Raw genomic sequence first — 11,275 nt, 5'->3', positions numbered from 1 at the left:
GGAAACTGCGCTTTGGGTATTCTACTCAAAGCTTTGCGGGATACCGCCATTCTGTTTGGAAACAAACAGAATGCTATTGCTGCATAGTTGAACAGTGATGTTCAGCAGTGTTCAGCGTAAATGTATCAGATCCGCGATCTCTCAAGCTCCTCCAAAAATAGGCCAAGTCGATCAAGTCGATCCCAGCAGTTGAGGCCGGATCTTATGGACTCCGTCCCGCTGTCGCCGGCAACCACCTGATCTAGAGTGGGAAAGCATGGGCAGTGGGTGTGAGAGCATGGCTCCTTTGCAACGACGACGCCGGCGGTTTTGGATCTGGAGCATGGTAGTCATCCTGTCCGGGTTTATGGGATCCCTGCTGGCGGGATCAGCGCAGAACCTGGGAGCACAAGCGCAGCAGGGCCTGACTCAAGCCCAACTGGAGCAGGCTCAATATGTGCGCAGTTGTGGTGGTTGCCATGTGGCGTTGCCCGCCCAAGTGTTGCCCACCGAAACCTGGCGACGGCTGCTGCAGGATCCCAACCACTATGGCCAGCAGATCCAGCCCCTGAGCGGTGTGGCTTTACAACTGGCCTGGGGCTATTTGCGGCCCAACTCCCGGCCCCTGCGACAAGGGGAACAGGTGCCCTATCGCTTGGCAGATTCCCGCTATTTCCGCGCTTTGCATCTGCAAGTGGAGTTTCCCACTCCTGTGCGGGTGAGCGCCTGTGTGGATTGTCACCCCAGGGCCAATGGGGGGGATTTTGCCAGCCTCTCTGCAGAATGGCAATCTTGAGGAGCGCAACTGAGGCAATGCAGGTGGATCTGGCCACCATTCTGGCAGGCTATGCCCAAGGCTACTTTCTGATGGCCGACGAAGAGACGGGATCCCTGACCTGGTACGGCACCGACCGGCACGCGGTGATCCCCCTCGATGAGCGATTTCACTGCCCCCGTTCGTTGCGGCCCTTGGTGCGCAGCGGTCGCTTTCAGGTGCGGCTGAACTGCGCTTTTGAGCAGGTGGTAGAGGGCTGTGCCGCTCGTCCCCAAACCTGGATTAGCCCCGAGCTGAAGCAGATTTACGCAGCTCTGCACCGGTCTGGCTTTGCCCACAGCTTTGAAACCTGGCAGGGAGAGACCTTGGCAGGCGGGATCCTGGGTATTGCCCTTGGAGCGGCGTTTATCGGCGAGTCGATGTTCTACCGCATCCCCAACGGCTCGAAGGTGGCCTTGGTGAAGTTGGTGGAGCACTTACGGGAGCGGGGCTTTCGCCTATTCGACGCTCAGTTGATGAACCCGCACCTGGCCCGTTTTGGTGCCTTTCTCATGGAGGGACAAGAATACCTAAAGCTGCTGCAGCAATGCCTGGGGATCCCTTGTCGGTTCGATTAGACCTGTGATGCTCAAAGCGACAGGCTTCCCAATAGCTGCTGTTAGATCATTGCAGCGGCTCTTGGTGGGAAACTTGGTGGAAAATGAGGGAGGACTCCACTCTGCTGCTGTGAGCGAATACATCCCGTGGTGGGCCAGCACATGGGATCCGCTCTGTTCCCGTCAGTGGCAGATGAGACTGGCTCGCAAACACCGTTCGTTGCCGTCTGTGCTCTTCTGCGCTCAGAACGAAGAACTATTATGCTCAGACCAAAGAACCATTAGATTAGATGGGCATTGTTATAAGGTGAGAGGAGTTCTCTACTGCTGTTGAGATTGTCATGAGCCAAAAGCTTCTGTTCGTCTGTCTGGGCAACATCTGTCGTTCTCCCACCGCTGAAGGCATCACCAATCACCTTTTGCGCAGCAGCGGCCATAAGGAAGCAATTATCTGCGACTCAGCAGGTACGGCAGCCTATCACATCGGCAGCCCCCCAGATAGGCGCATGCAACAAGCAGCCCGATGCTATGGCCTAGAGCTACAAGGCAAGGCCCGCCAGATTCGACCTGCCGACCTGCGCGAGTTTGACCTGATCCTGGCTATGGATCGACAAAATTACCGCGACATTCTCAGCTTGGATCCCCAGGGAAAATATGCCGAGAAAGTGCGCCTGATGTGCAGCTATTGCCGCTCTCATTCTGACGAAGAAGTTCCGGATCCCTACTACGGGGGTGAGGCCGGATTCCATTATGTAATCGAGCTGCTCTGGGATGCCTGTAGCGGCTTGCTGGAATCCCTGGTTCCCGGGATCCAATGCCCACCGTTGCCCCCCCGTGCTTGAGAGATTATTCGTCAGATCTGTATTCTTGATGAAACTTGACAGAATTCTTGATGAAACTTGACAGATAAGTCTGGACAACGGGATCCCTTTTGGCTAACTTTGTGGGCGGGATCAGAGTAGCTCCTGAACAGCTTTGGAAAGTTGGTTTTCTTGCGGTTTGGCCTTATAGCTGTATAGATTCGAGGGTTGTCTCTGACACCAAAGAGACGCTGGAGACAAGTGAGTTGACATTCGCAAATATCAAAAAAATATGTGGGAGGGTCACGATGGATGAGCTTTTACCAGGGCTGATTGCCGTTGCCCTTTACGCCTTCTTTAGCTACACCTTAATGGTGATTGGAGAGAAGCTAAACGTGCCGAATGCTTGGTTAGCTTGGATCCCGATTGCTAACATCTGGGTGATGTGTCGAGCTGCTGGTAAACCCGGCTGGTGGGTGATCCTCTTCTTCATTCCCCTAGTCAACTTGATCTTCGGTATCTGGGTGATCTTTGCCATTCCACCCCGCCTGAATAAATCCCGCTGGCTGGGTCTGCTGGTTTTCCTGCCTGTTTTGGGAGCTTTGCTCTACTCAGGCATTCTGGCCTTCACTTGAATTAGCCAGCCTTGCCTTGATACAAACTAAACAATCGAAAAAGTCTACCACTTGAGCAAGTTAAAGCTCTCCATATCGATAGTGGCGCGGTTGCGGTAGATCCCCAGCACGATGGCCAAGCCCACTGCGGCCTCGGCAGCCGCCACAGTGATGACAAACACCGAGAACACCTGGCCGCGAATCATCGCTGAATCGACAAAGTTGGAGAAAGCCATGAAGTTCAGGTTCACCGCATTGAGCATCAGCTCAATCGACATCAGGACGCGAATCGCATTGCGGCTCACAATCAATCCGTAAATACCAATGCAGAAAAGAATCGCTGCCACCACCAAGAAAAACTGCAGTTGCAACATCGCGATGAGCTCCATGTAGATACACAATGACAGGGGCCTCGGGAAAGCTCTAGGTTTTATGGCCGAGAGCAGTCAGCTTTAGCGGGTGCTCACCAGCTCTGCCGGTCGTTCTGACTCTGATTCCAGCTGGGGTCGGGCCCGCTCCAGCAAGCTCAGATCCCCTTCTCCGGCTTGGGGAAGAACAAACTCCCGCCGCGCCAAGACAATGGCCCCAATCAACGCCATCAGCAGCAAAACAGAAGCCAGCTCAAAAGGCAGAAGATAATCGCTGAAGAAGTGGCCGCCGATCACCAACACACTGCTCAAAGGTTGGATCGGCTGCAGCGGCCAAGGGGTGTTCAAAGCCATCGCGGCTAGAAGGGCAAACAGACCCAAACAGACCACCGCCGTCACTCCGTTGCGCAGCCAGCCCAGCTTCAGAGGAGCAAAGGTGTAGCGCCGATTCACCAACATGATGGCAAACAGGATCAACACATTAACCGCGCCGACGTAGATCAGAACTTGGGCTGCGGCCACAAAATCGGCATTCAAGAGGAGATACAACCCGGCCATGCTCAGGAAAACGCCCCCGAGCAGAAAACCGGAATAGACAATGCTGGGGGCCCAAACCACGCCTAGCGCGAAGCCAATGGCCATCGCCGATAGCACCACAAACGTAACCAGTTGTACGCCTTCTCCGAGGGTCATGAGAGATCCGTCCTTAGCCAGTTTCTATTGCTGCTCCCTTACCACTGTACTGTCCTGGCGGATTTAAGAGAAGCCCGACTCCTTTTTCAGATCGATAGAGAAATCTCTAGAGTTGGGTCTCACCAACTGCCGCCCGCTCCGCCACCTATGCTGCTACCGCCACCGAAGTCTGAATCTCTGCTGCTATCGTTTGTGTGCCAATCGCTTGTGTCGCGATCGCTTGTGTGCCAATCCCTTGTGTCGCGATCGCTTGTGTGGCTGAGCTTGGGGATGACCACCTCTCGCTCAGTGCGGTAGGAGCACAAAGGGCAGCTAAAGATTTCCCGCTTCAAACCGCTCTGGGAATAGGTAGCCTCCACAAGGATCTCCGTGGAGAGATCCAAAGTGAGAGCTCGACACCTAGGGCAGTAATGGTCGCGGTAGGACGGGCTTTCGCGAACAACTACGGCAACCCCCTGGCAGGCTGGGCAAAACCAGCCGTAGTACTGCGCTCTGCCACTGCTTTTGGCTAGGCGATCCGGCTGGTAGAGGCGCTTATTAAGAACTTCGGGCTGGATTGGGCGCATGGGTCGGCCACATGCTTGACAAACCACCGGCTGAAAAGGGATCCCACGCTTCAGGCCCAAGGTGCCGTCAGTGGCCATAGCAGCCACAACCGGCAAAGCGAACCCCAGCCAAGTGCCGCTGGACAACCCCAAGAACAGGCCAAGGCAGAGGGATCCCGAATAGAGGAAGAGACGAATGGGGCCGCTCTGAACCGACGAGAGCGCAGCACCTGTTCCTTGATCTCTGGGTGTCAGAGAGAGGACTTGTCTTCCCCCTCGCTCGGCCCTCAGAGAGACGGGCATGCGAGAGCGCTGCCACCCCAGCCCCAAAATGATGATCCCCAGCAGCAGCAGGATCCCTTCCACCAGGGAAGAATCAATGCCCTGGGCCACTGCCCCAGAAGAAGTTGCAATCGTTGAGGTGGTAACTCCAGAAGCTGCCGCAGGAACATTTGCAACGGGCTGGCCCTGCAACACCGAGGTCAACTGCCGCACCCCCGCCAGAGTGCCGCCATCAAAATCCCCATTGCGAAACCGAGGCAGGATCTGCTGGTCGATAATCTGCTGGACTCGGCTGTCGGGGAGGATAGCGACCAGGCCCCTGCCCGTTTCGATTTCCACCCGCCGATCCCCTACCGAGATGAGAAACAAAACCCCGTTGTTTTGGCCTGCCTTGCCGATCCCCCAGTAGTTAAACAGCCGAGTGGCGAAGTCTTTTGGTGTTGCATATCCCTGAGTATTCGGCACGGTAACCACTGCCATCTCGGCACTGGTGCGCTGCTCAAGCTGAGTGATAAGACGGTTGAGCTCGTTTTCGGTGCTGCTGCTGAGGATGTTGGCGGTATCGGAAACCCACCCTCCATACTGACGGCGGGGGTTGGGCACTTGTTCAAGGGTAATGGCCCAAGCGGGCTGCGGCAGCAGGGATACAACTAGCAAAACTGCCGCCCAAACTTTCGGCATGGCTTACCTGGCTGAGCGCTGCCTAGGTTCTAGCACAGCTGTCTCGGCTAGACTGGCAGTCCTTTTCCCAGGGAGAGAGGGGAGTTGGGGAACGGTTGAGACAAGCCGCTTCTTGTTGCTAGTAATTGTTAACAGCAATCGGCCCTCAGTCCGGCCAAGGGAGCCAGGCTTCTTCTTGCCATTCCACTTCAAAGCACTCCCGGGCGGCCTGGAGAAAATGTTCGATCAAAGCAGGGATCCCTGGCGCCGTGGGGCAAATGTCGTAGATACCAATCACCTGCGAGCCGGGCAGATACCGTTCCCACAGCTCTAGATTGGGTTGCAATAGGAGGGATCCCTGTTGCAGGATCCCCCAAGGTTGCCACAGTTGGGCGTTGCCCATCAGCTTTTTGCCCTGCCAGCTCAAGTCAGCACGGGTACGGGAGGCAAAGCAACTGGTCTTGTTGCGGTAGCCGGGATCCTGGTGGCTTCGGCCGTGAGCAAAAGCGGGCTCATCTATGGCAATGCCCAGCTCCGCCAACCCCTGCACCCAAAAGCGGCAACAGAAGTCGTACACCCAGGCCCGCTGCAAACTGGGCAACCTGGCTTGCAAGTAAGAAAGGGGCAACACCAAGCTGTAGGTCAGCTCTGCTGCATCCTCAGCCGCCTGATGGAGCACCGCCCTTCCCCCCGTGGGTCGGCGCACAATCGGGATCCCTGGCAGGGGATCTGGCCAAACCTGGTGCCGTCCCAGCGAGAGGGTAAGCTGATCCCAGCCATAAAAGCGCAGGCAGGGGTGAGGATCCCGACGAAGCCTGTGCAAAAGCCGGAAGTCCTGCTCCATCTGCCAGGCCCCAGGGGCCACGCGGTAGGGGAGCCAGTATCCCTGGGATCCCATCCCGGCAAAGCCAGACCCTAAACTTTGGGGAACTCCGCCTGGAGGGGCTCATCATATTCATCGGCCAAGCTGGCCACAATGGTGATGGCCCGGGAAATTTCGCCCGCTGTGATCCCTTCCAAGGTGCGGTAGTGGTTCAGCACCACCTGGTTGTTCCAAATGCAAAAACGCGCCTCTAGGGTATCGCTCCAATTCTTCTCCAGGAGCTTCTGCATCAACTTGGCGGGTTCTGCCACCGGCAGAGAGAGAACAGGAGACCATACCAAAAGGGTGTCTTCTGGGGATTCGCCGCTCAAATGGACGAACACTTCTGCCGTGCCGTAGGTGAACTTCCAGGTGTGTCCCTGCTCATGGTTTTCGTAGGCCGCATCCTCTTTGAGGCTGGAAACCACCGCCGAGACAACCTCAACGCAGCGAAGGGGCTCTGGAAAAACCTCTGGCGAAGGGTTAAAGGTGCTCATGAGCGGCTCACTGTAGACCATGGTCTTCCCCCTATTCCCTATCCAACCACCTCAACTATACCGCTATACCGCCTAAGACTCCGACCTATCCGGTCATCGCTTTGGGATCCTCAACTCAGGCGAGAATGAAACCGTTGGCAATGGTTCACTAAGTGGCCGGACAGGTGAGGGCAAGCGATCCCCCCCGCCAACTGGAGAGAGAGCCTGTTCAAAAGTCTTTCGAAGAACCTGAGGGAAGCTCTATGGAATCTCCATCTCATCTCCCCCAGAAAGCCATTGGTATTCTTGGAGCCCTGCCCGAGGAAGTGGCCATGCTCACCGCAGCAATGGAAACCTGCTCCATCCATACCCATCTGGGGCGACAGTTCCACCAGGGATCCCTGGCGGGGCAACCGGTGGTGGTGGTACAAGGTGGGGTGGGCAAGGTGCGGGCGGCAACCACGGCGGCTCTGTTGGTGGCCCATTTCCCTTTGCAGGGGATCATTTTTACCGGTGTGGCCGGGGCATTGGCCGATCACTTGCACATGGGAGATGTGGTGCTGGCCCATGCGGCGATCGAGCACGACTTTGGCACCGGACGACCCGAGGGCTTTGTCTTGGGGATCGACTTTATCCCAGAGCTGCGCCACCCACTGGCCGAGGCCGATAGCGCCCTCTACGACCTGATTGTGGCCCACCCCGAGCGGATCCCTCTCCACCCCCTACAAGGCCGGGATCCCGTCATTCATCAAGGCTTGGTGGCCACCGGCGATGTGTTTGTGGCCGACGCAGACCTACGCCGACAAATCCGAGAACGCACCGGCGCTTTGGTTGTGGAGATGGAGGGGGCAGCCGTGGTGCGAGTAGCGCAAGAAGCCGGGATCCCTTGTTTGCTGGTGCGCTCGGTCAGCGATGCAGGGGACGATACGGATTTCTTGAGCTTTTTTCAAACGGCGGCGCTCAACTCAGCAGCAGTTGTCCGCACCATCCTGCAAAGTCTGCCCCCGTCCTTGCCTTAGCCCGACTGTGGGGATCCGGGGATCCCCTTTCCCAAGGAAGAGTTGGGCTGGATCGCGTTGGCGTCAGTTGTTCATCTCCCGCTCCAGCTTGGCCATCGAGATCTGGCTTTCCAGGCGGGAAATGCCTTCGCGAAGGGTTGCCACCTGTGCTTCAACTTCATCCAAAGATTTGCGAACCGCTTCTGCTGCGCTCATGTGCTGGTTGCGCCGAACCAAAGCCTCGCGGGCAAGGTCATCCTGGTTCTGTTGGCTGGCTTTCTCAGCCCTGACAAACCAATCTTCGGCCTTTTGCAAAATTTCGTCGTACCGCCGTTCCAGTTGCTTGCGACTGGCCAGGGTTGTGGTCAGGCTGCGCTGCAATTGTTTCAGATCCCGCTCCATCTGCCGGATGCTCACCCTCTGTCGGCTGGGCTTTCTCCACAGCACCTTGCTCAGACCCACCATCACCACCGCAGTAGCAATCCCCACACCCGCAGCCGCCGCCGGATTTTCACGAATCAAAGAACCATCCAAAACATTGACCCCCGCAAAGGCCGAGGTTTGCGTGGCCGTCTCCCGAAACTCCCAAGGCATCACCGGATTGCGTTGCTGCCAGAAGCCTAACCGCGCCGCTTGGGCCGCCTCTTGGGCTTCTAGGTAGCGTTGCCGATTGGCCCCGTGCAAAAAGCGCTCGTAAACCACCGCCTGACCCTGGCGCAACATCTCCAAATTCACCAAACCATCGGCGTTGTACACCTGGGCAATGTGAAGCCCTTCCGGTGTGACATAGAGGGTATCCACCTGCACCAGGGATCCCGTCGGGAGCAAGTTTTGCAGAGCCTCTTGGGATAGCCGCCCCCAGCGCCCTTGGGTCAGCTCCGGCGCATCCACATAGGCCAGACGGAAACGGGTTGGCCTGCCGTTCAAGTCCGCCCAGAAGGTATCCCCATCCACCACCGACCGCACCCGGGCCGTCCCGGAAGATTGTGCTGCCGCCGGAAGAACAAGCCAACTGCCCGAAAGGACAGCCACAGTCATCAGAAGGGAAGTTCTTGAGGTCATGGGGGTCACTCCTATTGTGCAGAACAAGAACAAAAGTTAAGAAATAATAAGATAGGGAAGTTTCGGGAACCAACCGGAACCCCAGACCGTCTCCAGGACTTGCTACGGGGCTGGCCACTGTTTTCGCATTGCAATTTCTCATTGCAAAGTCAGCAGGGCCAGCTACTCTCCACGTGAGAGAGGCAAACTTTTCCAGCGGAAAGCTGCGGCTCTTGAAGAGTCGGCCCGTTGGGTTGGCTTAATTTGGGTTAGAGTTTAGCTCACCTTTTGGGGCAACGTCACAGCCCTAAGGCGCAATCTTTGTCCCCCGGATCAAATCACAGGCGCAAGCGATAGGGTTCTTCGTCGGGGAAGTCGGGCAGAGGAGGGGGCAGGATCTCGATCTCCCCCGTAGGCAGCGTTTGCAGCACGGTACCCAACTGGACCAGTTGTTCCAAGACAAACAGGCGGGTATCCCGGTCGGTGGTGGAGTTATACACGCTCAGCCAAACATCGAATTGGACACGGCGGCTGAGAGGACTGCGGGCAATGTTATCCCCCAACTGGCGAAATTCATCTCCAGGCAGGCCCACCTGCTCTCGCCAGGCAGCAGCTTGGTAGTAATCGGTGCGGCCCGCTTCCGCGTCCCCCAGAAACATAAAGTTAAGTAGGGCGCGATCCACATAAAGTCGCCAGGCATCAGGGTTGTTTTGGGGGTTAAGTTGCTGCAGGCCGCGATCCAAAATCTCGACGGCTTTTTCCGGCTGGCCGGCCCGATAGGCCAACACCAAACTGGAGAGCCGGTAGCCCAAGAGGAAATGGGGATCCAGCCGCAGCATGTGGTCGAAGTAGTCGTAGGCCAGGCCATAGCCAGTCTGGGCGCGGGCCGGGGCATCCCCGTAGTACTGGATCAGCTCCAGCCACAGCCAGGAAGCCCCCAAGTTACGGTAGCCCAGCCAGCCCAGCGTGTTGGCCAGGGTGATGTTGCGGTTTTTGCGGGCCTCGGCATTTTCCAATTCTCCCAGATTGATCCGCTCCAGCATCGGCAATTGCAGCCGCACCACCAGGATCCCAAACAGAAACGCTCCCCCAACGGCGGCCAAGGTGCCTATGAGGGAGAAGCGAGAGCGGCGACGGGGCAGGGAAGCAGCAGTCATGGCAAGTTCTTCGCGGATCCCCAAGGCTGTCGCGAACAGGGGCTACACTCAATCATAAGTTGAACCGTTGAGCCTCTCCCTGCCCATGGCCAGCTCCGCCCTCTCGGCTTCAGAACGGGCTTTAAGCCTTTACGAGGCTTTGCCTTACCCCAATGTGCCCCTCTCGCAGACGGCCCGCAACGCCCTGCCGGAGATGTTCAAGATGAGCTATACCACGGCTCAGTACCTACGCACCCATACCATCGTCCCGCCAGAGGGCAAGGTGTTGTTGAATGCCGGCTGTGGCTCCGGCTGGGAAACGTTGATGATGGCCGAGGCCAATCCAGGGGCCCAGATTGTTGCCTGTGATCTGTCTCCGGCTTCGGTCAAGCTTACCGAGGAACGCCTGCGCCACCACGGCTTCACAGATGCCGAATTTTATGTCCTCAATCTGCTGGAGCTGGATCGCCTGGGGATCCAGTTTGATTTCATCAGCCTCAATGATGTTTTGTATTTGCTGGAGGATCCCACCGAGGGCCTGCGGGCGATGAAAAATGTCCTCAAGCCCGATGGCATCATCCGGGCCAATCTCCACAGCCGCCGCCAACGTCAGGTGTTTTTCCGCTTGCAGGAAGCCTTTCAAAAAGTGGGCCAATTTGACGTTCCACCGGCTGTAGGGGCGCAAAATGTGCGGGAGTTTATGGGATCCCTGCGAGAAGAAGTGGCCCAGGCGGTGTTCTGGAACCCGGCCAACTATGCCGAAGATGCGGCCATTATGAATAATTACCTACTCTCCAACGACAAAGGGTTCACGATCCCCGACCTGTTTCGCATGTTGCAGCAGGCGGGGTTGAGCTTTTTGAGCTTGGTGGATAGGCCCGACTGGTCGGTGGAGTCTTTGTTTAAAAAGGTACCTGAGTTTGTGCGGCAGCGGTTGGCAACCCTCAGCATCATGGAGCGGCTGCATCTGTATGAACTCCTTCGCCCTGTCCATCGCCTCATCGACTTTTGGGCGGAGCATGCCGGCTCTTCGCCGGTGCTGCCTTGGAGTGACGAAGATTGGCTGTCGGGATCCGTACAATTCAATCCCCTGTTGATGGACAACCCCCGCTTTCGCCAGGAGTACAGCAAAGCCCTGCAAGAGAAGCGGCCCTACGAAATGCAGTGGACAGGGGCCACCCACGGGCGGATCAGCATCCCTGCCGAGAAAGTGAGCTGGTTGGCGCCACTGCTTCAAGGGCCAACGCCGGTTCGAGAGCTGATTCAACAGGCCGTCCAGTTGGGATCCCCAGATGAAGAACGAACAACCGCTGAGGTGCTGACCTTCCTAACCAACCTAGAAGACTTTCTTTTTTTGATGCTGCAATAGGCAGCTGATACATTTACGCTGAACACTGCTGAACATCACTGTTCAACTATGCAGCGATAGCATTCTGTTTGTTTCCAACCA

At 56.9% G+C, this 11,275-nt stretch carries 13 protein-coding genes; 6 read left to right on the top strand and 7 right to left on the bottom strand.

The annotated features are described in order from the left end of the window. The first annotated feature begins 322 nt into the window (after positions 1-322). The 4 genes from NW849_RS12525 (at position 323) to NW849_RS12510 (ending at position 2,785) form a co-directional block, all read left to right on the top strand. Positions 323-775 (top strand): hypothetical protein, encoded by a 453-nt coding sequence (locus tag NW849_RS12525; protein ID WP_414357960.1) that lies wholly within the window; start codon positions 323-325, stop codon positions 773-775. Positions 776-792: 17 nt separating this feature from the next. Continuing rightward, positions 793-1,371, top strand: coding sequence for a leucyl/phenylalanyl-tRNA--protein transferase (gene aat, locus NW849_RS12520; protein ID WP_414357962.1), 579 nt, complete (start codon positions 793-795; stop codon positions 1,369-1,371). A 320-nt stretch (positions 1,372-1,691) separates the two neighbouring features. Then, on the top strand, positions 1,692-2,192 hold the full coding sequence (locus tag NW849_RS12515; RefSeq protein ID WP_011432541.1) for a low molecular weight protein-tyrosine-phosphatase: 501 nt from the start codon (positions 1,692-1,694) through the stop codon (positions 2,190-2,192). A gap of 266 nt (positions 2,193-2,458) precedes the next feature. Then, positions 2,459-2,785, top strand: coding sequence for a DUF5684 domain-containing protein (locus tag NW849_RS12510; protein ID WP_011432901.1), 327 nt, complete (start codon positions 2,459-2,461; stop codon positions 2,783-2,785). 44 nt (positions 2,786-2,829) lie between these two features. Here NW849_RS12510 and nuoK read toward each other — a convergent pair whose 3' ends face one another. The 5 genes from nuoK to NW849_RS12485 all read right to left on the bottom strand — a co-directional run bounded on the left by nuoK (position 2,830) and on the right by NW849_RS12485 (position 6,692). Beyond that, positions 2,830-3,135: an NADH-quinone oxidoreductase subunit NuoK gene (gene nuoK, locus NW849_RS12505; RefSeq protein WP_414328814.1), complete on the bottom strand. Its 306-nt coding sequence runs from the start codon at positions 3,133-3,135 to the stop codon at positions 2,830-2,832. Positions 3,136-3,216: 81 nt separating this feature from the next. After that, a complete protein-coding gene (locus NW849_RS12500) occupies positions 3,217-3,825 on the bottom strand; it encodes an NADH-quinone oxidoreductase subunit J (RefSeq protein WP_414357958.1) in 609 nt (202 codons plus the stop codon). Positions 3,826-3,944: 119 nt separating this feature from the next. Next, positions 3,945-5,333, bottom strand: a complete 1,389-nt coding sequence (locus NW849_RS12495) for a TPM domain-containing protein (RefSeq protein WP_414357956.1) — start codon at positions 5,331-5,333, stop codon at positions 3,945-3,947. 145 nt (positions 5,334-5,478) lie between these two features. Beyond that, positions 5,479-6,210, bottom strand: a complete 732-nt coding sequence (locus NW849_RS12490; RefSeq protein ID WP_414357954.1) for a lipoyl protein ligase domain-containing protein — start codon at positions 6,208-6,210, stop codon at positions 5,479-5,481. 17 nt (positions 6,211-6,227) lie between these two features. Next, positions 6,228-6,692, bottom strand: a complete 465-nt coding sequence (locus NW849_RS12485) for a YbjN domain-containing protein (protein ID WP_414328810.1) — start codon at positions 6,690-6,692, stop codon at positions 6,228-6,230. Positions 6,693-6,913: 221 nt separating this feature from the next. Here NW849_RS12485 and NW849_RS12480 point away from each other — a divergent pair, with 221 nt between their 5' ends. Further along, on the top strand, positions 6,914-7,669 hold the full coding sequence (locus NW849_RS12480) for a 5'-methylthioadenosine/adenosylhomocysteine nucleosidase (protein ID WP_414357952.1): 756 nt from the start codon (positions 6,914-6,916) through the stop codon (positions 7,667-7,669). A gap of 63 nt (positions 7,670-7,732) precedes the next feature. Here NW849_RS12480 and NW849_RS12475 read toward each other — a convergent pair whose 3' ends face one another. Further along, entirely contained in the window at positions 7,733-8,710 is a 978-nt protein-coding gene (locus tag NW849_RS12475; protein ID WP_011432908.1) for a PspA/IM30 family protein, read from the bottom strand. 317 nt (positions 8,711-9,027) lie between these two features. Further along, on the bottom strand, positions 9,028-9,846 hold the full coding sequence (locus tag NW849_RS12470; protein ID WP_414357950.1) for a hypothetical protein: 819 nt from the start codon (positions 9,844-9,846) through the stop codon (positions 9,028-9,030). 85 nt (positions 9,847-9,931) lie between these two features. On the opposite strand from NW849_RS12470, the gene NW849_RS12465 reads away from it, so the two are divergent. Continuing rightward, positions 9,932-11,194, top strand: a complete 1,263-nt coding sequence (locus NW849_RS12465) for a class I SAM-dependent methyltransferase (RefSeq protein ID WP_414357948.1) — start codon at positions 9,932-9,934, stop codon at positions 11,192-11,194. Positions 11,195-11,275 lie beyond the last annotated feature (81 nt).

The sequence above is a fragment of the Synechococcus sp. R55.3 genome (genome assembly GCF_047461975.1).
Taxonomy (GTDB): domain Bacteria; phylum Cyanobacteriota; class Cyanobacteriia; order Thermostichales; family Thermostichaceae; genus Thermostichus.
This window is presented reverse-complemented; position numbering and strand designations above follow the sequence as displayed.